A 22,279-nucleotide genomic window follows, 5' to 3' on the forward strand; every position below is an offset into this window, starting at 1 on the left:
ACTTTATTGATGGATTTTATCACTTATATTTTGATTGGTACGATACCAAATCCATAAATCATTAATAATAGAAGCTAATTCTGAGATTTCACTGTTTAACTCACATGACTTTTGAAAGTTCTCTTCATTATTTAATGCAGCTTGCTTCTTATTAATTAATACTTCTAAATCAGCAATTCTATCAGGTATACTTCCACGTATTTTTTCCCATTGAAGTAAAATTTCTGTTTGTGTAGAAAATGTATATTCATCCCAGTCTTTATCAAAGTCGGGAAGCTTTATTCCTAAACGCTCATCATAAATAAATTGATAATCCACTTCTCCACCCCCTATAGTAATTTTACATGAACTTTTTTGAGATTTAAACATATAGATAGTGAAAACGCAAAAAGAAAAAGATTATACATTTTTTTAAATTAACCTATTGCCAAAAAGTAAGATAGTTGATAAAGTAATGAATAATAATTAGTTTTCATTTAAGTTTATTCATTCAGCAGAGGAGATAGATCCTCTTATTTTTTAAAACATCAATGCATAAAAATTATAAACAGAGAATTTATATTCACAAATTATTGGAGGGAATATCATGAGTAAGAAAAAAGTGGTTTTAGCATATTCTGGAGGATTAGATACATCTGTAGCAATTAAATGGTTAAGCGATCAAGGATACGATGTTGTTGCAGTTGGGTTAGATGTTGGAGAAGGTAAAGATTTAGATTTTATTAAAGAAAAAGCACTTAAAGTGGGTGCTATTCAGTCATATACAATTGATGCGAAGAAAGAATTTGCAGAAGAATTTGTATTACCAGCACTTCAAGCTCATACATTATATGAGCAAAAATATCCGCTTGTTTCAGCGTTATCGCGTCCATTAATTTCGAAAAAGTTAGTAGAAATTGCGGAGCAAGTAGGGGCAGACGCAGTTGCTCACGGTTGTACTGGTAAGGGGAACGACCAAGTTCGTTTCGAAGTTTCTATTCAAGCGTTAAACCCAGACTTAGAAGTACTTGCTCCAGTTCGTGAGTGGGGCTGGTCTCGTGATGAAGAAATTGAATATGCAAAAAATAATAACATTCCTATTCCAATTGACTTAGATAATCCGTATTCAGTCGATGCAAACCTTTGGGGACGTGCAAACGAATGTGGAGTACTAGAAGATCCTTGGGCAACTCCACCAGAAGGTGCATACGAAATGACAGCACCTCTTGAAAAAACGCCTGATGTGCCAGAGTACTTAGAAATTGCTTTTGAGCAAGGTGTGCCGGTTTCTTTAGATGGAACGAAGTATGAACTGCATGAACTTATTTTAAAATTGAACGAAATCGCAGGTAAACATGGGGTTGGACGTATCGACCATGTTGAAAACCGCCTAGTAGGGATTAAATCTCGTGAAGTGTATGAGTGCCCAGGTGCGATGACACTTATTAAAGCCCATAAAGAATTAGAAGATTTAACATTAACTAAAGATGTAGCACACTTTAAACCAGTAATCAGTCAAAAACTAGCGGAACTGATTTACAACGGATTATGGTTCTCTTCATTAACTCCTGCGCTTCAAGCATTCTTAGCAGAAACTCAAAAGAATGTTACTGGTGTTGTTCGCGTAAAACTATTTAAAGGGCATGCTATCGTTGAAGGACGTAAATCGGAGTACTCTTTATACGATGAGAAATTAGCAACATACTCTACTGATGATGAGTTTGACCATAATGCAGCAGTAGGATTTATTAAACTTTGGGGCCTGCCAACAAAAGTAAGCAGTAAAGTAAACAAGGACGTTAACAGCAATAAGGGGGTCAAACTGTGAGTAAGCTTTGGGGTGGTCGATTTACAAAAACAGCCGAGGAGTGGGTCGATGAATTCGGCGCCTCTATTGGCTTCGACCAACTACTCGTAGAAGAAGACATCGAAGGAAGTCTTGCACACGTTAAAATGCTCGGTAAGTGTGGGATTTTAGCAGAAGAAGAAGTGGAGAAAATTACAGAAGGTCTAAAGAAGATCTTAGTAAAAGCTCAAAACGGCGAACTTGAATATTCTGTTCAAAATGAAGACATTCACTTAAATGTGGAAAAGTTTTTAATCGATGAGATCGGTCCAGTCGGTGGTAAGCTTCATACAGGTAGAAGTCGAAATGATCAAGTAGCAACAGATATGCATTTATACTTGCGCAAACAAATGGAAGAAATATTATCTGAAATTAAAAGTTTACAAAATGCATTAGTCAAACAAGGAAAACAACATGTAGAGACATTAATTCCAGGTTATACACATCTACAACGTGCGCAGCCAGTTTCATTTGCCCATCACTTAATGGCTTATTTCTGGATGTTAGAGCGAGACTATAATCGTTTTGCAGACGGTTTAAAACGTGTAAACATCTCGCCACTTGGTGCAGGGGCGTTAGCTGGTACTACGTTTCCGATCGATCGCGATTACAGTGCGGAATTATTAGGATTCGATGGAATTTATGAAAATAGTCTAGATGCAGTGAGTGATCGTGATTTCATTTTAGAATTCTTAAGCGGTTCTTCAATTTTAATGATGCACTTATCAAGACTTTGTGAGGAAATCATTCTTTGGTCTTCGCAAGAGTTTCGTTTTATTGAACTGGATGACGCATTTGCAACTGGAAGCAGTATTATGCCGCAAAAGAAAAATCCGGATATGGCGGAACTGATTCGAGGAAAAACAGGAAGAGTTTACGGGAGTTTATTCTCCTTGTTAACGATTCTAAAAGGTCTGCCGCTTGCATACAACAAAGATATGCAAGAAGATAAAGAAGGCATGTTTGATACGGTAACAACAGTTAAAGGTTCACTAAAGATCTTTACGGGTATGATTGAGACAATGACCGTTAATACAGATGTGATGGAAAAAGCAACGCATTCTGACTTCTCAAATGCTACTGAGCTTGCTGATTATTTAGCCAGCAAAGGAATGCCATTCCGTGAAGCTCATGAAGTGGTAGGTAAACTTGTTCTTCATTGTATTCAAAAAGGGCATTTCCTGCTAGACTTGCCTTTTGCGGACTATAAAGAAGCAAGTTCACTATTTGAAGAAGATATCTATGAAATGTTGCAGCCAAAAACAGTAGTTGCTCGAAGAAATAGTGCTGGTGGTACAGGCTTTGCTCAAGTTCAACTTGCTATAGAAAAAGCAGAGTCCTTATTAAATAATAAATAACATAATCATAACGTTAAAAAGGTAACGGAATTTGTTTTTCCGTTACCTTTTTAATGTTATTTGACTTCGTAAGTTATGATTTTAACGGCTAATTTAAGAAACAAACATCGTATCTATATTTAATTTGCTATCTTCTTTTTGCATGTACTCTACGATTTTATCTTCTACAGAAATATCTAATTTTTGAAATCCAACGTTTCCAAATAGGATATTAAATTCAAATATATAAAATTGATCTCCAACCATCGCAACGTCAAAGCCAGCATGGTTAATTCCTAATGTTTGAGCTACATGTTTTACAAGATCAATAGCTTCTCTCGGGATAAGTTCTAATACGATTTCCCCACCTTGTGAAACGTTGTTTAAGTGGCTCTCTCCATTCCCAACACGCCAATAAGCAGCTATGACATCATCACCAACATAGACGATTCTCATATCACGATCAATAGGGAGTTGCTCTTGTACATATAATACATTACTAATAGATGCATACTCACGAAACTCACTGACGTCATTAATAAGATATACACCTTTCCCCATTGAATTTCTAACTTCTTTAGCGATAAACGGAAATGGCATTTCATTAAGAGCTGTTTCAAACCCCGACTCATTATTAGGTAAGATGAGTGTATAAGGCACATTTTGTGGACAAATAGAAAGTAAGGCACGGGTCATTTCAATCTTGTCATGCCCTAAATGGTAAGAGTTAACGCTAGGAAAAATCTTTTTATTTAAACCGTAAACGAGTGAATTGACTTGCCAATACTCAGGAAACAAAACCCAATCAGACTCTTTGATTTGATCAATATGTTTGAACATAGAATCAGACTTTAAATAGGTAGTATTTTTAATACCTATCGTACGATAAGGGTTAAATGTAATATGTTTCATTTCTTCAGTTCTCTCCCTAAACAATATTCTGTTGTCAAAATTTTCGGATCATTACGTAAATAAAAACCATTTTGAATAAATTATTGAATATTCAAAAAACTATTAAGGTCTTTGTAGTAAGAGTATGGAAGCACAAAATTACGGAAGTAAAATAAAAAGCGTTTTTACCTAATCTAATTTTACTGATTGGGGGAAGAATTTCAACAACTTTTTTAGTGGAAAAAAAGGATAATTTTTTTAATGTCAACTATCCCCAGCTTCATTGTATGAATAAGTCTTGTTTACGAGGTTGATTGCATAGAAAAGAGGATGGCAAAGGAGCCATCCTCTTTGATTTAATATTATAAATGTCTATTGATTTCTAACGATTAACACATCACATTTAGAATTTCTTGTAATAGACTCAGAAACACTTCCAATTAAAATACGCTCTACAGCATTTAAACCTGTAGCTCCAGTAATAATTAGGTCAATTTCATGTGTTTTAGCGATATCTTTAGGGATTTTAACTTTTGGTGACCCGAAATCAAGTACTGTTGTAATGTTTGTAACTCCTGCCTTTTCAGCTTCTGCTTTATATTCTTCAAGCAGTTCCTTTGCATAATTTTCTGCACGAGTGACAACTGTACGATCATACTGTTCAACTGTAGCAAAAGTGCGAGTGTCAATTACGTGTGCGATAAATAAATGAGCATTTTCTTTTTTTGCAATCGTGAAAGCTTTATTTAAAGCTAATTTTGCTTCTTCAGAACCATCTACTGCTACTAAAACATTAGTATAATTATTTTCCATTGCTATCTACTCCCCTAAAATAAATTGTGAATATACAATTTAACCAAGTGGCTTCTCTTGTTGTTATGTTTACCACAATAACATTGTATCAAAACATTGTAATAATAATACAACTGGTAATAAAAGTTCATGAATTGTTAAATAATAAATTTGTTTCAATGACGAGAGAAGGGGGTAGACGTATGAAAGAACATAAGCTAACGGGTACAATTTATGATGAACAAGGCGAAACGATGGTATTAGAACAAATCATGGATTCCTATCGTGTCGGTACAACCGAAGATGAACGAGTAAATGGACAACAGCGAAACAATGAAGAACTTAAAGGATAAGACGGGTGACGAGGCTGACAAATTAGAGTCAGCCTTCTTTTTACGTAAACTTAATATAAACAGAGTGCAATCCTTTTTACTTAATGTCCCTTTCATTGTATGATCAATAGTATAGAAGCGGGTTTCAATAGGTGGAAGGTGGGACGTTTATGCGACACGCGATTGTTACTGCAGGTACGAAAGGGCTTGGCCTAAAAGTTACTGAACAATTATTAGAAGAAGGGTACTCCGTAACGGTTAGTTACCGCAGCGATGTAAGTGCAGTTGAGAATTTAAAAAAGCGCTGGGAAGCAAAAGCTGATCAGCTTCAATTTGTAAGAGCTGACGTTACGAAAAAAGCGGATTTAGACGAACTCATCCAATCTTCAATACAAAAATTCAACAAGATCGATATATTTATACATAATGCCGGCCCTTACATTTTTGAACGGAAAAAGCTCGTAGATTACGCAGATGACGAGTGGTATGAAATGGTAGAGGGTAACTTGAGTTCCTTTTTTCATATTGCAAAAGGTGTTATTCCATTAATGAGACAACAGAAGTTTGGCCGGATTATTGCTTATGGGTTTCAAGGAGCAAACGATGCACCAGGGTGGATTTATCGTTCAGCTTATGCTGCCGCAAAAGTAGGTCTCGTATCATTGATGAAAACCTTAGCAATCGAAGAAGCGGAACACGGCATAACTGTGAATATGGTTTGTCCAGGCAATATACTAGGTGAAATGAAAGAAGCAACCATTGAACAGTCACGCCAATTTTTTGATGAAAAGACACCAGTTGGTCGTTCGGGGACTGGTGAAGATATTGCGAGAGCTATTAGTTTCCTTTGTCAAGATAATTCCGATATGATCACTGGAACAGTACTAGAGATCACGGGTGGTTTAGATGTTATTAACAGCCACAGATAACTCGTGAAGTGAGCGTAGCTTAACGGCCGGGTTTCTGGTGTGTTGTTAATTCAATCAATATAATTATAAGAATTCTGGTCGAGGTGAAAATGGTTAGTGATTTTCACCTCGGCTTTTTTGCAAGTTAAGAAGTTATTAATGCAGGAAATAATGTTATTTTCGAATAGAAGATATGTATTATTTTCCATAAATTGAACACCTTAATACTAGAGGTGATCATCATGAAAAAAAGGCTATTCTTCTTAATGGTTTTACTAACAGTGTTTTTCTCATTTCAAGCGACTGGATTAGCGTCGGAACTTATGGATAAATTCGCTATTCGTATTACAGTCATTGAAAACGGGATTATACATGAATGGGAATATGATAACCCTGATAAATTCGAATTTGAAACCGGTAATGTTATAAAAAGGGGGAAAGAGGCAGAAAAAGAGGTACAAGCAATGATTTCCCTCATTCAACTTCGTGAAGACACAAAAGTGGAGTTTATGGTCAAACAATTAAAGGAAAACGGCTACAAAGATATCGAGCGACTCGATATACGAATGATAAACGGTGAAGGAAAGTTATTTACGTGGGTATGGAACAAAGATTAATTGTTTTTAGTTCAACCGTAATTGACGTCATTCATTAATGCGAAATAAAGATTTGGGAATGACTAAAATGGGACTTCTTCCAAAATGGTGATATAAAAGATTATGTATGATTAACTAATACAAATGAGGTGTAAACTTTGAGAATTGGTGTTCCAACTGAAATAAAAAATAATGAAAACCGAGTAGCGATGACGCCTGCGGGTGTCATTACACTCGTTAACCTGGGCCATGAGGTTTATATCCAAAGAGGTGCTGGAAACGGATCTGGTTTTACAGATGAACAGTATATAAATGCTGGGGCAAAGATCGTTGATACAGCAAAAGAAGCGTGGTCTCAAGAAATGGTCATGAAAGTCAAAGAACCACTTGCAGAGGAATTTGATTATTTTTATGAAGGCCAGATCTTATTTACTTATTTACATTTAGCTCCAGAACGACAGTTAACTCAAGCATTAATGGACCGGAAAGTTGTTGGAATTGCCTATGAAACGGTACAGCCGCCAAATGGTTCACTGCCTCTGCTTATTCCGATGAGTGAAGTGGCAGGTAGAATGGCATCGCAAATCGGTGCACAATTTCTAGAAAAGCCGAACGGTGGAAAAGGAACACTTTTATCAGGAGTTCCAGGAGTTAGCCGCGGAAAAGTTACCATTATTGGAGGAGGTATTGTCGGGACCAACGCAGCGAAAATTGCGATTGGGCTAGGTGCCAATGTTACGATCCTTGATTTAAGTCCAGATCGATTAAGGCAGCTTGATGATATCTTCGGAAAAGAAATTAATACAATGATGTCTAACCCAATGAATATTGCTGATGCAGTTCGCGATTCGGATTTAGTAATCGGAGCTGTTCTTATTCCAGGCGCTAAGGCACCGCGTCTTGTTACGGAAGAAATGATTAAATCAATGCAACCAGGTTCTGTCGTAGTTGACGTGGCGATTGATCAAGGTGGAATATTTGAAACGACAGATCGTATTACGACTCACGATGATCCAACATATGAAAAGCATGGTGTTTTACACTATGCAGTGGCGAATATGCCAGGGGCAGTACCTCGAACATCAACGATTGCTTTAACGAATGTTACTATCCCGTTCGCTGCACAAATAGCGAACAAAGGATATCGTCAAGCTTGTCTCGATAATTCAGCACTACTCAAAGGAATTAATACACTAGATGGGTATGTAACGTATCAAGCGGTTGCTGAAGCCCAAGGGGTAGAATACAAGAATGCACTGGAACTTCTTCAAACGTAAATATATAGTAAAATGAGCTAAAGAGGATATTCTTTAGCTTTTTTTGCCACGTTACGTATTAATTTTCAGCAAATTAATTCATTTGGAAGTGGTGGTATAAGTAGTACTCTTCTATCACCTTCTAAGGCTCGCCAATCGGCGAGTTTTCTTAATTCTGCAAAAAATTTTACAAGCCTTTGATATCAAAGAGAAAGAGGGCATATGTTAAGATAGAGTTAGAGAAAAATTAAAGGGGAAACGAATGAAGAAAATAATTGATTATTTACTGCTGACAATTGGCTCTCTAATCACTGCTGTTGGTCTTGAATTAATTCTAGCTCCAAATGGTTTAGTTGATGGTGGAGTAACAGCGATTTCGATTATGGTAAATTACGTTTGGGGTTTTCCGATCTGGGCCGTTTATATTGCCTTAAATCTTCCAACGCTATTGTTTGCCGCTAATTTTATGGGGAAACGTTTTGTGATTCGGACGGTCTATGCCAATGTTGTCACAACACTCGGTCTGATGTGGTTAGCACCAATGGCGGCAATCACGTCTTCGGAAGTTTTAATTGTCCTTTACGGTGGACTTCTATTAGGAGTTGGGATCGGACTCGTTGTTAAATCCGGTGGTGCAGTTGACGGAACAGAGATGATTGCGATTTGGATGCAAAGGCGCTTTCATATACCAATCAGCACGTTTTTATTAGCTGTTAATGCGCTTATTTTAACAGCAGCTGCTTTTGTTTTTACACTAGAAAAGGCGATGTTTTCTATAGCTGTTTTTTATATTGTTTCAAAAATGATTGATTTTGTGTTGGATGGTTTAAATCAAGGAAAATCGGTAATGATTATTTCTGACCGTCCGTATGAAGTAGGGGAGAGTCTCTTAAAAGAATTAGATGTACAAATTACTTATCTTCATGGACAAGGTGGATATACTGGTGATGAACGACTTATCATTTATTGTATTACAAGCCGCTTTATGTATCCGAAACTAAAGGAAGTTGTGCTAACGATCGATCCGAATGCTGTGTTGGAAGCGTCCTTTGTGACGGAAACTCAAGGTATTAAGAGAAAGCAGGTGTTTCCGGACTCAAAATCGTCGAAAAATTAGAGCAGGAAATAATCTTATCACCTCGTATTCATTAGAGTAGATATGAAAAAGGAGCTGAAGATAATGAAGATTTCTTATCATGGTCATTCTGTTGTTATGATTGAAACGAATGGTACGTCTATTATTATAGACCCGTTCATTTCAGGTAATGGACAAACTGATTTAAAGGCAGATGACGTAAAAGTAGATGTTATTTTACTAACTCATGGTCATAACGATCACGTAGGAGATACTATTGAACTGGCAAAGCGTAATCATGCATTAGTTGTGGCACCTTTTGAATTAGCAACGTATTTAGGCTGGCAAGGCGTGAATGTCCACCCGATGCATATTGGTGGTTCTCATACGTTTGAGTTTGGAAAAGTGAAGTTAACACAAGCGTTTCACGGATCGGCCTATGTGAAAGAAGAAGAAAATGAAATTATCTATACAGGTATGCCAAGTGGTATTCTGTTTACAGCTGAAGGTAAGACGATCTACCATGCAGGGGATACGGCGTTATTCTCAGACATGAAAATGATCGGTGAACTGAATACGATCGATGTAGCTTTCCTGCCAATCGGGGATAACTTTACAATGGGACCGGAAGATGCAGTTATAGCCGCAAAATGGCTCCAAGCGAAGCAGGTTGTTCCGATTCATTTCAATACATTCCCTGTTATTGAGCAAGACGGAAACCAATTTGCAGAAAAACTGCCTGAAGGTGTTGGAAAAGTTTTAGAAGCTGGAGAAGGCTTTGAATTATAAGTGTCAGGAAAAAGGACAACAGTGACGTTGTCCTTTTTATTTTGCCACATTTATTCCTTTTTTGTTTCCTGAAGATCTCAAAGGCTCTACTCTATCTATGAACCAAGACCCGAAAAAGGAGAAACGAAAAAAAAAACGGTAGTCAAACAAATAGGCAAAGACAATTGGCAAGTTATGCTTCTTTTTTAAAAGTAAATTCATAGAATAAAGTAGGACAACTTTAATTTTCTGTCAATCGATTATAAGTACTCCGAAAATTAGCTTACAATAAGTTATTTGAAAGGATGAAACGAAATGAAACAAAGGCTGTTACTATGTCTACTACTCGCATTTGCCCTTATTTATTTTGCTGTTCCTCGTATTCCATTAGGTGATCCCGGTTTAGGAGGAATTTTTGCGATTGCCTGGCTCCTTTTTGCATTAATTGTTGTCGGCGGAAATCTAGTAGGACTTCTTTATGGTAAGGAAAGAAGAAAAGCACCAGTATTGACGGAAGATACTAGAAAGGAAGGAAATAAACTAAGAAGATATAGCAGGTAGTCTTGAAGTGCCTATCCCCAAACAGTTATAATAGAACTAATACAGTTTAGAAAATTTTAATAGATACAGTTTATAAGAAAGTGTGGTGAGGGGATATGGCAACGAAACACGAACAAATATTGCAATATATTAATGATCTAGGAATCGGTGAAAAAATATCAGTTCGTCAAATTGCAAAAGCACTTAATGTCAGTGAAGGAACAGCCTATCGCGCCATTAAAGAAGCTGAAAATCAAGGATTTGTTTCGACGATTGAACGCGTCGGGACGATACGAATTGAAAAGAAAAAGAAAGAAAATATTGAAAAGCTAACGTTTGCTGAAGTCGTCAATATTGTAGATGGGTCGGTTCTAGGTGGACGACAAGGTCTATACAAAACATTAAATCGCTTTGTAATCGGTGCAATGAAACTTGATGCGATGATGCGTTATGTAGACCCGGGCAACTTATTAATTGTAGGAAACAGATACCAAGTTCATAAAATCGCTTTAGAGGCTGGAGCTGCTGTATTAATTACAGGCGGCTTTGATACAAGTGATGAAGTTATTAAATTGGCAGATGAGTTAGAGCTTCCGATTATTTCTACAAGCTATGATACATTCACGGTAGCAACAATGATTAATCGCGCCATTTATGATCAGCTGATTAAAAAGGAAATTGTTCTTGTTGATGATATTTTAATCCCATTACAAGATACATACTATATGACGATAAATAATTCAGTTGAGAAATGGCATGAGCTCAATCAAAAAACAGGCCATAGCCGTTATCCTGTAGTAGACGAGGGGTTTAGAGTTCAAGGGATGGTCACGTCTAAAGATGTTTTAGGGGTAAACCGGTTAACGCCTATTGAGAAAGTGATGACGAAAAACCCAATAACGGTGAATGAACGAACATCCGTCGCTTCAGTAGCTCACGTAATGGTATGGGAAGCTATCGAGCAGCTTCCTGTAGTCGATCAACAACGAAAATTGATGGGGGTTATTAGTCGTCAGGATGTTCTAAAAGCCCTTCAAATGATTCAACGTCAGCCCCATGTGGGAGAAACGATTGAGGACGTTGTGACAAGTCGTTTTTCGGATCATTCGACTTCAGACTATTTATTGTTTCAATGTGAAGTGACACCTCAAATGACAAACCATCTTGGAACGTTATCATATGGAGTTGTTACAACGATTGTGACAGAAGCAGGCAGTAGAGCTTTACGAAAATATAAAAAGGGCGATCTTGTCGTTGAAAACGTAACCCTTTACTTTATTAAACCCGTTCAAATTGATACGACCATTGATATTCATCCGAAAGTGCTTGAAATCGGAAGGAAGAATGGAAAAATTGATGTAGAGCTTTATCATAATGGTGAAATTGTCGGGAAAGCCTTAATGATGGCACAGCTTCTTGACTAAAAGAAAAAGAGGCAGACTCCAAGTGTCTACGCTCCTCTTATGAATATATAGTTACAGAACGTACGAAAAGTACAAGTAATTATATAGGATAGTTGAGGGCCGGGCAGGTAATGAGTCAGCCTCTTTTTTTCTTATTTTGCTTTTCGCTCTTCAATGACTTGGGGAAGATAATGTTTATAGTTCTGCAATCCAAAGTACGCATTAGCAGCACCTAATAAAGCAAAGATAATACCAATAATAATATCTACTGTACTTCTAGGAAACACAAGTAGATTAAGACCGAAGAAAATGAGAAATGAACCTAGTGCAATATTCGCTCGAGTTTGTTGCCACTTTTTCTCAATTTCAGCTGACGTGCGCCAGAACTTTATTTTAAAATAAATAAAGAATGCGAGCGAGATAACAATTAATATAAGCAATGATTGTGTCATGTAGTAAGGACCTCCTTAAGCTTTGCGTCCATGAGTGGACAAGCACATTACATATTTTATCGTGAAAAGTCTAAGAAATCTAGTTATCAAAGGAGAATGACAAGTGATTGAAACAATTTTAAATAAGATCGAGGAATACGAAACGATTATCATTCATCGCCATGAACGCCCAGATCCGGATGCGATCGGCTCACAATCCGGTTTAGCAGAGTTGATTAAATCTACCTATTCGATGAAAAAAGTTTATGTTGTCGGTGAAGAAGAACCATCATTACGTTTTCTTTCCACAATGGATGAAATTACAGACTCTACATATGAAGGAGCTCTCGTTATTGTATGTGATACGGCGAACACAGAGAGAATTAGCGACCAGCGTTATAGTAAAGGCGACTTTCTTATAAAGATCGATCACCATCCAAATGAGGACCCTTATGGCGATATCGTTTGGGTGGATACTGAAGCAAGTTCAGTTAGTGAAATGATTGTCGACTTATACTTGGAAGGTAAGAAAAGAGGCTTTAGCCTCTCAGATAAGGGAGCTCTCGTATTATACGCTGGACTGGTCGGGGATACAGGACGATTCCGATATCCCAATACAACGACGAAAACCCATCAGTACACGGGTGAGCTGTTGAAGTTTAACATTGATCAAAGTGAATTTTATTCGCAATTTTATAAGAAGGATTTAAAAATGACGCGGCTAGAAGGGTACATTTTTCAGCATTTTGAAGTGAATGAATACGGTCTGGGTGTCATGAACCTTACATCAGACATTCTTAAACAATTTAATGTTACCGCTAATGAATCCTCGCAACTAGTAAACTGCTTCAGTGACGTGGAAGGTCTGAAAGCTTGGGTGTTTTTTGTAGAAGATGAAGATAGTGAGGATATACGGGTGCGCTTACGATCTAAAGGCCCGCATATTAATCAAATAGCACAAAAGTATCGCGGGGGTGGTCACCCAATGGCGTCCGGAGCAAAAGCAAAAGATTGGGAAGAGACGAAGAGCATTGTTGCAGATTTACATGAAGCTTGTAGAAGCTATCAATAGAATTTATGTTTGATAAGCGAAGATATAGAGTTTATTTTTCCCTTTAACTGGAATAATCACGATCTAAAGCGGGATTAAGGTGCGAGTGCGAGCACACTAAGAAATCACACGGAAGTTGAAACAGGATCAAGCATAACACGAGAGCAAAACGCTTCCTAATAGAAGAGAGGCTATCCAAAAAATTCACCAGTCAGTGATACTTTAGGATAGCCTCTCCTTGAAATTAATCTTTTTTGTTGGCTGGAATAAACCATGAACCCATTTCAGTAACGTCTTCGTAAACATCAATACCTTCTTTAGCAAGTTGTTTTTTTATCATTTCGGTTACTTCTTTAGATTCTGCGAAAGCAGAATAGCCAGCTTTCAACTTTTCAACTTTCTTTAAAGCCATTTCTTTTCGGTTAATCACCATTTCTTTTCCCGTAACATCCATGGTAAAGCACCTCCTAGGCATTGGAGTAATTTGTACGATGAGACAAATATGCTAAATATATTATAACGGAAAAAGCTCGGAAATGAGAGTGTTTTGAAAGTATTTTTTGCAAATCGTTAAAACATGCGATTAAATATGGCTATAAACGAACGGTGCGCAGTTGAAAATAATCAAAGCACCCGCTCAATCTTCACATACAGCTTCAAGGTTGTGTATAAGTAGACTTGGTCAACTTTTAGTTTGTACCGACCATCACCAATTTGAAATACAGTATTTTCTAGCGTTTTGATCATCAGTTCATTTGTTGAGGCAACCGTAGCGATATCTTTTCCTTTGAGAAAGCGAAGTTCATTTAATCCTTTTTGTTTAAGCTCATATAATGTCAACTCGCTCAACTTTACTTGTTTTTCATTAGTAAAGTACATTTCTAGCTCTTGGATCGTCAGCCTTTTTTCATTTTCCTCATTCAGCTTTTTTTCTACACTCCGTAACGTTTCAATGTCTTTGTTTAAATTTTCAATTGTAATTTGCTGCTTTTTAATTTCACTTACTAATGTTTCATTTATAGTGCCGAATTCATAAACAAAGAACACCCAGCCGATAATCATACCGATTATCACACCTGCAAAAAAGCGCTGCCAGCCCGGTCTTTTATAATAAGGAGGGACTCTCATGAAGCACTACTCTGAGTCAGCCAGTGAATAATTGTTGTTCCTGCTTGAGCACCGCACAAGGCAGCAAAAATCATGAATAGCGTTTTAAAAATATCATCGTGTGTACCTTGAAACAATCCTCGCTCTAAACTCGTAAACGCATCAAAAGTTCCACCAATGGCGGCAACAATCGCCCAAATCTTTAAGCTTGCAGCTAGTTCACTAATTTTTTGTAACGGTGGTTCCCCAATTAAAAAAGCACTTATACCTCCAATGATTGCTCCTCCAATGATTACACCGAAAGCGACAAAGAAGTCAACGACGAGAGTAGCAGCAAAATTTCGGTCCATAAAGAACCTCTCCTTTATCTATACTAGTTAATTTCCTCTTTACATGTATAGCTCGTCTGAACGAATAATATGCTTGTTTTTTCCTTTGTGTTTATGCGTAGTATAATAAAAATGGAGAATAGAAGAAGAAAATAATAATTGATTGCCATACAGTAAGTGGATGATCCAAAAGATGATGCTGTTAGTAAAAGAGACAAAGGCATACGAATGGAAACATCCTATATAAAAGGGAGAGAAAACAGATGAGTTTTGTACATCTGCATTTACATACTGAGTACAGTTTATTAAAAGGAACTTGCCGTATCCGTGAAGTGGTTCACCGTGCTAAAGAAATTGGTTTTACAGCACTTGCGATTACTGACGAGAATGTTCTTTTTGGTGTAATTCCTTTTTATAAGGCTTGTCTTGAAGAAGGGATTAAACCAATCATAGGATTAGAATTGAAAGTAACGAATGACGGGGGAAAAAATGTCTTTCCTTTCTTGTTATATGCCAAAAATGAAGCAGGGTATCGACAATTGATTTCTCTTTCCACCATAGCGAATCAATCCGATACAGCTCTAGTAGACTTGGAAACGGTCCTTAAGTTTAGTGATGATGTAATTATCGTTATTGGTTATGAAGGCGGGTTGGTACTAGATGCGATTCATTCGAATCATTACGAACAAGTTCAAAGTTATATCTCTAAGTTAACGTCCCAGATGAATTTAGATGATTTGTATATTGAACTGCAAATTCACCAGCGGGAAGACTTAGTCACGATGAATAAGCTGGTTCAACTTGCTCACTCATTAAAAATTGAGGTCGTCGCTTCTAACCATGTCTATTTTACAAATCAAGATCAGCTATTAGGTTTTCAAATTGTTAATAGTATTCGAAATGGACAATGGCTGGAGGAAGAAAGTCGACATGAACAATATTATTTGAAATCACAAGAAGAAATGGAACAGCTTTTCAAGAAGTATCCGAGTTTTCTATCCAATACATTAAAAATAGCTGAGCGCTGTTCACTTTCACTTAACCTAGGAAATATCCATCTTCCAAAGTTCCCGTTAAGTTCAAACGATACGAGCGATCATTACTTGTCTGATATTTGCCATAACCAGCTCAGACTTAAATATCAAGAGGTGACAGAACCAATAAGAGAAAGATTAAGATACGAACTTCAAGTCATCTCAAAGATGGGCTTTAGTGATTATTTCTTAATCGTTTGGGATTTTATGAAGTTTGCTAGAGAAGAAGGAATGATTACAGGTCCAGGCCGTGGGTCAGCTGCTGGTTCATTGGTCGCTTACCTTTTAGATATTACAAAGATTGATCCTATTCAATACGGACTTTTATTTGAACGGTTTTTAAATCCGGAACGAGTAACGATGCCTGATATTGATATCGATTTTCCGGATCATCGTCGCGATGAAGTCATCGAATATGTCCGGCAAAAATATGGCGAAAAACATGTAGCGCAAATTATTACGTTCGGGACATTGGCTGCTAGGGCTGCAATTCGTGATGTCGGCCGGGTGCTGGGTGTCGATACAAGAGTCGTTGATAAAGTCGCTAAACTACTACCTAATACACCTGGAATCAAGCTCGAACACGCATTAACAGACAATAAGAGATTACAGTCGGTATTGGAAGATACACCTGAAGCCCAAAAATTATACGATGCTGCATTATTAGTTGAAGGTTTACCTCGCCACACATCAACTCATGCTGCAGGTGTAGTGATGAGTTCAACGCCACTGACGGATCATGTCCCGCTCCTAATTGAGGAAGACAGGGCATCATTAACCCAATATCCAATGGATATTTTAGAGGAAATTGGCTTATTAAAAATGGATTTTCTCGGTCTTAGAAATTTAACGCTTTTAGAACAAATTGTTTATGCCATTCATAGAAGTACAGGTGTACACATAGAGTTAGATGCATTGCCTTTAGATGATCGAAAGACGTTTGAGCTTCTGTCTCGAGGAGAAACGACGGGAATATTCCAGCTAGAGTCTCAAGGCATGCGAAGAGTTTTACAACAACTCCAGCCTACTGAATTTGAAGATATCGTCGCTGTTAATGCCCTTTATCGTCCGGGTCCAATGGAATTTATCGGGACGTATATTGATGGTAAACATCAAAAGCGTAAAGTGACTTATCCGCACCCTGACTTAGAACCTATCTTAAAGCCAACGTACGGAGTAATCGTTTATCAGGAGCAAATTATGCAGATTGCCGCAACGATGGCAGGTTTCTCTCTAGGAGAAGCGGATTTATTAAGAAGGGCGGTAAGTAAGAAAAAGCGGGAAGTTTTAGAAGAACAAAGGTTTCATTTCGTAAGTGGAGCAAAAGAACAAGGATATGAAGAAGCGAGTGCGAACGACGTCTATAACATGATTGTTCGATTTGCTAATTATGGATTTAACCGCAGTCATGCGGTGGCCTATAGTATGATTGCCTATCAGTTGGCTTATTTAAAAGCTAATTTCCCTAAACCGTTTTATGCTGCTTTGTTTTCGAGTGTTATTTTTCATCAAGAAAAGCTTAGCCAATATATCGCAGAAGCCAAAAATCATGGAATTACTATTTCACCACCTCATATTAATTATAGTTTTTATCCTTTTTCTTTAGAAGAACAGGGGATTCGCTTTGGATTTGCACCGATTAGGCACGTTGGAGAAAAAGCTGCGTTAGAAATCGTTAAGCAAAGGATGAGAAAAGAGTTCAAAGACTTATTTGATTTTTGTGCCCGAGTAGACACCCGTATTGTTACGAAACGAGCGTTGGAGGCTTTAATTGTTGCTGGCTGCTTTGATGAATTTGGCTATCACCGCGCACAACTACTAGCAACATTAGATGATGCGATGGAGTACGGAGACGAAATAAGGAAAAATCAAACGACGGATGGACAATTATTTTCTATGCAACTCGATCCACCTCATTATTATTCGGTTCCGCCGTTTAGCGAAGAAGAACTTCTCCGCTTTGAAAAAGAGATGACAGGGATGTATCTTTCAGGTCATCCAATCGAAATTTACAGTAAGGTGTTGAAATCCTATAATCGAATAACGAGCAGACAAATCATAGTGAAAGAAAAGGGAACGAAGCATATTTTGGCAGGCTTTTTGCAAAGTGTAAGAATAGTAAAAACGAAGAAAGGGGAAGAAATGGGATTTATTCGCCTTCAAGATGAAGAAGGTGAAGCAGAAATCGTTATATTCCCTCAAGTTTGGAAACACTATAAACAAATTATGAAAGAAAAAGAATTAATTCTTGTCGAGGTGTTAGTAGAAGAAAGACAAGAAAGAAGATCATTTATTGGACAACACCTAGCTTTAATAACAGAGTTAAAAGAAAAACCGAAACAAACAAGAATTTTTCTGCGTATCCAAGAGAAGTATGAGAATAAGGCAGTCTTGGAAAAGGTGAAAAATATTCTCTTAACTAATCAAGGAGAAGCGCAAGTCATTCTTTTTTACGAGAAAACAAATAAAAAAGTGATTTTAGCCGACCAGTATTCGATTACTAGTACAGGTGATGCGATTGGACAGCTACAGGAAATTTTAGGTACAAAAAATGTTGTTATAAAAAGCGAATAAGTAGTGTAACGGTTTATTGGTTCTGGTATAATGTAGTCAGTTTGTTAGTGGTCAGACCAGTAAAAACATTGAAAATTTTACTGGATTGCCAATAGGTAGAGAGAGAAGGGAGAGAATGCACATGTCGACACTCAGAGAAGAAGCCCTACATATGCATCGAATAAATCAAGGAAAGTTAGAGTCAAAATCAAAGGTCGCCGTTCGAAATGCGGAAGATTTAAGTCTTGCTTATTCCCCTGGAGTAGCTGAACCGTGTAAAGAAATTTTTGATAACGTGGAAAACGTTTATGAATACACGATGAAAGGTAATATGGTTGCTGTTGTTTCAGATGGTACAGCCGTTTTAGGATTAGGAAATATCGGTCCGGAAGCCGCATTACCTGTAATGGAAGGAAAAGCGGTTTTATTTAAGTCTTTTGCTGGAGTAGATGCGTTTCCAATCTGCTTAAAGACGAATGATGTAGAGAAAATTATCGAAACGGTTAAGCTTCTTGAACCGACATTTGGCGGGGTCAACCTAGAAGATATTGCAGCACCTAATTGTTTCGTTATTGAAGAACGTTTAAAGAGAGAGACAAACATTCCAATATTTCATGATGACCAGCATGGAACAGCAATTGTTACATTAGCCGGTTTAATCAACGCATTAAAACTATCAGGGAAGAAAATGGCCCAGATAAAAGTAGTAGCCAATGGTGCAGGGGCAGCTGGAATTGCCATTATTAAATTAATGCATAGCATGGGTGTCCGCGACATCATTATGTGTGACTCAAAAGGTGCAATTTATGAAGGCCGTCCATACGGTATGAATGACGTGAAAGCTGAAGTCGCTAAATTTACAAACCGTGAACAAAAAGAAGGCAGCTTAGAAGATGTGATTAAAGGAACTGACGTATTTATCGGTGTATCCGTAGCAGGTGCACTTACGAAAGAAATGATTGAAAGTATGAATGATGAGCCTACCATTTTTGCCATGGCCAACCCAGTTCCAGAAATTATGCCAGAAGAAGCAAAAGCCGCTGGAGCAAAAGTAATTGGTACAGGCCGTTCAGACTTTCCAAACCAAGTGAATAATGTTTTAGCGTTCCCGGGTATTTTCCGTGGTGCTTTAGATGTTCGTGCAACTCACATAAACGAAGAAATGAAAGTAGCTGCAGTAGAAGCGATTGCAAGCTTAGTTAGTGATGAAGAGTTAAATGAAGATTATGTCATTCCAGCCCCATTTGATCCGAGAGTAGCACCGGCTGTAGCTGCAGCTGTAGCGAAAGCAGCAATGGAAACAGGGGTAGCACGGAAGAAGGTCGACCCAGAACAAGTTGCAGAAAAAACGAGAAAACTTGCGGTTATTGAATAGTTTAAGAAAAAGGATGTGAGTCTAGTGGCTAACGACCATCCGAAAGTGTATATAGAGATCATTAAACAACTAAATCAAATTATTCGAAACGACCAATTAAAAAGCGGAGACCGCCTCCCATCTGAGCGTGAGTTAAGTGAGCGTCTTCAGGTGGGACGTTCTTCTGTAAGAGAAGCTTTTCGTGCACTTGAATTACTAGAGCTGATTGAAACGCGTCGAGGAGAAGGAACGTTTATTAAAAAAGTAGGAAGTCATCGATTAGTAGAAATTATCTTATCTTTTATATTAAATGATGATAGTGCTAGAGAAGATTTGGCTGAGACAAGGAAGATCGTTGAAGTTGAAGCTTTACGCTTAGCATGCCAACGTATTACAGATGAGCAACTTGTTAGATTAAAAGAACTGATTGAGAAATCAAAAAATGAATGGAGTCATGGTGATTTTCCTGTTGAAGAAGACTACTTATTCCATAAAACAATTGTAGAAGCTTGTCATAACGTTCTCATGTTAAATTTATGGATGCCGTTAGTAGAGTATAACAAAGTGTCTATTCGGGAATCACTGGCTCGTGAAGGAAGACCTGATGCATCAATTGCTGAACACGAAGAAATAATTGAAGCATTGTCGAGAAAGAACGAAGAAGACGCTGTCAAAGCTTTAGAAAAACACTTGGAAAACAGTCGATTTTAATCGTTTTTTCACGAACGATTCATCAGGCCGTTTATTGCGATTAAAGAAATTAGTATGATATGATAATGTAAAATTTTGATAGAAAAATTATCTCTAGTTAGAGAGAGGTGTCATTGTGTTAAGAGACTTTTTTTCAAAAAAGAAAAAGTATGCAACGATCCCATCTGAGCGTGCCAAACAAGAGGTGCCAGAAGGGTTAATGACCAAATGTCCAGTGTGCCGAACGATCATGTACACAAAAGAATTAAAGAAGAACTTATTTGTCTGCTCTTCTTGCGGACATCACCATAGAATGACTTCCTATGAGAGAATTGACAGTTTAGTCGATGCAGGAACTTTTGAAGAGTTTGATAAAGATATGATAGCGAAGGACCCATTAAACTTTCCTACATATGAAGAAAAGTTAGAGCAGGACCGGAAGAAAACAGAACTAAATGAAGCTGTTGTGACTGGACGCGGGGAAATGGACGGGTATCCTGCGGTGATTGGAGTCATGGATGCACGCTTCCGCATGGGAAGTATGGGTTCTGTCGTCGGTGAAAAGATTACACGTGCGATTGAACAAGCGATTGATAGAAAAGAACCATTTATCCTATTTTCTGCTTCAGGTGGAGCGAGAATGCAAGAAGGTGTATTAAGCTTGATGCAAATGGCAAAAACAAGCTCTGCACTTCAGAAGCTAGATAAACAAGGCGGCTTATTTATATCAATTATGACCCACCCTACTACAGGGGGAGTTTCTGCTAGTTTTGCCTCTCTTGGTGATTATAACTTTGCAGAACCAAAAGCTTTAATTGGCTTTGCAGGTCGAAGAATCATTGAACAAACTATTCGTCAAGAGCTTCCTGAAGATTTTCAAACGGCTGAATTTCTATTAAAGCATGGGCAACTTGATAGAGTTGTTCATCGTCAGGACATGAAAGACACACTTGTAAAAGTTATTTCAATGCATCAATAAGTCAGGAGGTGGAATAAATGTCTGAGTTAAGTTTTGAAAAACCGATTGTAGAATTAAAAGAGAAAATTAAAGAACTTAAATCCTTTACACAAGAAAAGGATATTGACCTTTCCGCTGAAATTGTAAAGCTAGAATCTAGACTTGAACAATTAGAAACGGAGATCTACGGAAATTTGAAACCTTGGGAACGTGTACAAATTGCCCGTCTGGGTGACAGGCCGACTACACTAGACTATATTGATAACCTATTCACTGACTTTATTGAAATGCATGGAGACCGCTTATATGGCGATGATGCAGCAATTGTCGGTGGAATTGCCAAGTATAAAGGAAATCCAGTAACGATTATTGGACACCAGCGTGGTAAAGATACGAAAGAAAATATTCGCAGAAACTTTGGTATGCCTCATCCTGAAGGGTTTCGAAAAGCTTTACGATTAATGAAACAAGCCAATAAATTCGGACGACCGATTATTTGTTTCTTAGATACAAAAGGAGCATATCCTGGAATGTCAGCTGAAGAGAGAGGGCAAAGTGAAGCCATTGCTCGTAATTTACTGGAAATGTCAGGGTTTGCCGTTCCTATTATTTGTGTTGTCATCGGTGAAGGAGCAAGTGGCGGTGCTCTAGCAATTGGGGTAGGGAACCGAATCTATATGTTAGAAAATACTTGGTTTTCAGTTATTTCTCCTGAAGGTGCAGCTGCTTTACTTTGGAAAGATGCAGGTCAAGCCCAACGTGCAGCAGATACGATGAAAATTACGGCGCCGGATTTAAAAGAGTTAGGGGTTATTGATGATATTATTCCTGAAGTCAGGGGCGGGGCTCACCGTGATGTGAAGGAACAAGCAAAACTGATTGACAATATCATCCAAAAGGCATTAAATGAAATGTCGTCTCTTTCTCCAGAAGAGCTTGTTGAGGATCGACATAAAAAATACAAAAATATTGGGCAATATACGTTTGTAAACGATACCATTGGCATAAGATAAGGAAAAGTGCTTTCTATCAACAATAGAAAGCACTTT

The 22,279-nt window shown here is 37.7% G+C and carries 23 protein-coding genes; 16 read left to right on the top strand and 7 right to left on the bottom strand.

What is annotated here, in order from left to right:
- Positions 1-3: 3 nt before the first annotated feature.
- Complete coding sequence (locus N7Z68_RS02830) at positions 4-318, bottom strand: hypothetical protein (RefSeq protein ID WP_275116941.1); 315 nt, start codon at positions 316-318, stop codon at positions 4-6.
- A gap of 265 nt (positions 319-583) precedes the next feature.
- On the opposite strand from N7Z68_RS02830, the gene N7Z68_RS02835 reads away from it, so the two are divergent.
- Both N7Z68_RS02835 and argH read left to right on the top strand, forming a co-directional pair.
- Entirely contained in the window at positions 584-1,807 is a 1,224-nt protein-coding gene (locus N7Z68_RS02835) for an argininosuccinate synthase (protein ID WP_275117359.1), read from the top strand.
- Complete coding sequence (argH, locus tag N7Z68_RS02840; protein WP_275116942.1) at positions 1,804-3,183, top strand: argininosuccinate lyase; 1,380 nt, start codon at positions 1,804-1,806, stop codon at positions 3,181-3,183. Before N7Z68_RS02835 ends, argH begins: the two co-directional genes overlap by 4 nt.
- Positions 3,184-3,276: 93 nt before the next feature.
- Here the strand turns inward: argH and N7Z68_RS02845 are convergent, their stop codons facing one another.
- A complete protein-coding gene (locus tag N7Z68_RS02845) occupies positions 3,277-4,074 on the bottom strand; it encodes an ATP-grasp domain-containing protein (RefSeq protein ID WP_275116943.1) in 798 nt (265 codons plus the stop codon).
- Between the two features lie 351 nt (positions 4,075-4,425).
- A complete protein-coding gene (locus N7Z68_RS02850) occupies positions 4,426-4,866 on the bottom strand; it encodes a universal stress protein (protein ID WP_275116944.1) in 441 nt (146 codons plus the stop codon).
- A gap of 182 nt (positions 4,867-5,048) precedes the next feature.
- Between N7Z68_RS02850 and N7Z68_RS02855 the strand changes: the two genes are divergently transcribed.
- The 8 genes from N7Z68_RS02855 (at position 5,049) to N7Z68_RS02890 (ending at position 11,744) form a co-directional block, all read left to right on the top strand.
- Positions 5,049-5,198: a hypothetical protein gene (locus tag N7Z68_RS02855; RefSeq protein ID WP_275116945.1), complete on the top strand. Its 150-nt coding sequence runs from the start codon at positions 5,049-5,051 to the stop codon at positions 5,196-5,198.
- 149 nt (positions 5,199-5,347) lie between these two features.
- Positions 5,348-6,106, top strand: coding sequence for an SDR family oxidoreductase (locus N7Z68_RS02860; RefSeq protein WP_275116946.1), 759 nt, complete (start codon positions 5,348-5,350; stop codon positions 6,104-6,106).
- Positions 6,107-6,327: 221 nt separating this feature from the next.
- Positions 6,328-6,702: a hypothetical protein gene (locus tag N7Z68_RS02865; protein ID WP_275116947.1), complete on the top strand. Its 375-nt coding sequence runs from the start codon at positions 6,328-6,330 to the stop codon at positions 6,700-6,702.
- A 137-nt stretch (positions 6,703-6,839) separates the two neighbouring features.
- Positions 6,840-7,958, top strand: coding sequence for an alanine dehydrogenase (gene ald / locus N7Z68_RS02870; RefSeq protein WP_275116948.1), 1,119 nt, complete (start codon positions 6,840-6,842; stop codon positions 7,956-7,958).
- Positions 7,959-8,199: 241 nt separating this feature from the next.
- Complete coding sequence (locus N7Z68_RS02875; RefSeq protein WP_275116949.1) at positions 8,200-9,054, top strand: YitT family protein; 855 nt, start codon at positions 8,200-8,202, stop codon at positions 9,052-9,054.
- A gap of 63 nt (positions 9,055-9,117) precedes the next feature.
- Entirely contained in the window at positions 9,118-9,801 is a 684-nt protein-coding gene (locus N7Z68_RS02880; RefSeq protein WP_275116950.1) for a metal-dependent hydrolase, read from the top strand.
- A 294-nt stretch (positions 9,802-10,095) separates the two neighbouring features.
- Positions 10,096-10,341 (top strand): hypothetical protein, encoded by a 246-nt coding sequence (locus N7Z68_RS02885; RefSeq protein ID WP_275116951.1) that lies wholly within the window; start codon positions 10,096-10,098, stop codon positions 10,339-10,341.
- Positions 10,342-10,436: 95 nt separating this feature from the next.
- Positions 10,437-11,744, top strand: a complete 1,308-nt coding sequence (locus N7Z68_RS02890; protein ID WP_275116952.1) for a CBS domain-containing protein — start codon at positions 10,437-10,439, stop codon at positions 11,742-11,744.
- Positions 11,745-11,875: 131 nt separating this feature from the next.
- Here N7Z68_RS02890 and N7Z68_RS02895 read toward each other — a convergent pair whose 3' ends face one another.
- Complete coding sequence (locus tag N7Z68_RS02895) at positions 11,876-12,175, bottom strand: YtpI family protein (protein WP_275116953.1); 300 nt, start codon at positions 12,173-12,175, stop codon at positions 11,876-11,878.
- Positions 12,176-12,278: 103 nt separating this feature from the next.
- Between N7Z68_RS02895 and N7Z68_RS02900 the strand changes: the two genes are divergently transcribed.
- On the top strand, positions 12,279-13,226 hold the full coding sequence (locus N7Z68_RS02900; RefSeq protein ID WP_275116954.1) for a DHH family phosphoesterase: 948 nt from the start codon (positions 12,279-12,281) through the stop codon (positions 13,224-13,226).
- 223 nt (positions 13,227-13,449) lie between these two features.
- Here N7Z68_RS02900 and N7Z68_RS02905 read toward each other — a convergent pair whose 3' ends face one another.
- From N7Z68_RS02905 to ytrH, 3 genes are all read right to left on the bottom strand, one after another.
- A complete protein-coding gene (locus N7Z68_RS02905; protein WP_275116955.1) occupies positions 13,450-13,659 on the bottom strand; it encodes a YtzJ family protein in 210 nt (69 codons plus the stop codon).
- 170 nt (positions 13,660-13,829) lie between these two features.
- Positions 13,830-14,333, bottom strand: coding sequence for a sporulation membrane protein YtrI (gene ytrI / locus N7Z68_RS02910; RefSeq protein WP_275116956.1), 504 nt, complete (start codon positions 14,331-14,333; stop codon positions 13,830-13,832).
- Positions 14,330-14,662 carry a sporulation membrane protein YtrH gene (gene ytrH / locus N7Z68_RS02915; protein ID WP_275116957.1) on the bottom strand — a complete coding sequence of 111 codons (333 nt, stop codon included), beginning with the start codon at positions 14,660-14,662 and terminating at the stop codon, positions 14,330-14,332. The genes ytrI and ytrH overlap by 4 nt, the downstream gene beginning before the upstream one ends.
- 242 nt (positions 14,663-14,904) lie before the next feature.
- On the opposite strand from ytrH, the gene dnaE reads away from it, so the two are divergent.
- From dnaE to accA, 5 genes are all read left to right on the top strand, one after another.
- Entirely contained in the window at positions 14,905-18,249 is a 3,345-nt protein-coding gene (gene dnaE, locus N7Z68_RS02920; RefSeq protein ID WP_275116958.1) for a DNA polymerase III subunit alpha, read from the top strand.
- Between the two features lie 121 nt (positions 18,250-18,370).
- Positions 18,371-19,603 carry an NADP-dependent malic enzyme gene (gene ystJ / locus N7Z68_RS02925; protein WP_275116959.1) on the top strand — a complete coding sequence of 411 codons (1,233 nt, stop codon included), beginning with the start codon at positions 18,371-18,373 and terminating at the stop codon, positions 19,601-19,603.
- 24 nt (positions 19,604-19,627) lie between these two features.
- Entirely contained in the window at positions 19,628-20,293 is a 666-nt protein-coding gene (locus N7Z68_RS02930; RefSeq protein WP_275116960.1) for a FadR/GntR family transcriptional regulator, read from the top strand.
- Between the two features lie 115 nt (positions 20,294-20,408).
- The gene (gene accD / locus N7Z68_RS02935; protein ID WP_275116961.1) at positions 20,409-21,251 is read left to right on the top strand and encodes an acetyl-CoA carboxylase, carboxyltransferase subunit beta; all 843 of its coding nucleotides are present in this window, start codon (positions 20,409-20,411) and stop codon (positions 21,249-21,251) included.
- Positions 21,252-21,268: 17 nt separating this feature from the next.
- Positions 21,269-22,243 (top strand): acetyl-CoA carboxylase carboxyl transferase subunit alpha, encoded by a 975-nt coding sequence (accA, locus tag N7Z68_RS02940; RefSeq protein WP_275116962.1) that lies wholly within the window; start codon positions 21,269-21,271, stop codon positions 22,241-22,243.
- Positions 22,244-22,279 lie beyond the last annotated feature (36 nt).

Origin of the sequence: Alkalihalobacterium chitinilyticum (assembly GCF_029028005.1) — a bacterium.
Taxonomy (GTDB): domain Bacteria; phylum Bacillota; class Bacilli; order Bacillales; family Bacillaceae_F; genus Alkalihalobacterium; species Alkalihalobacterium chitinilyticum.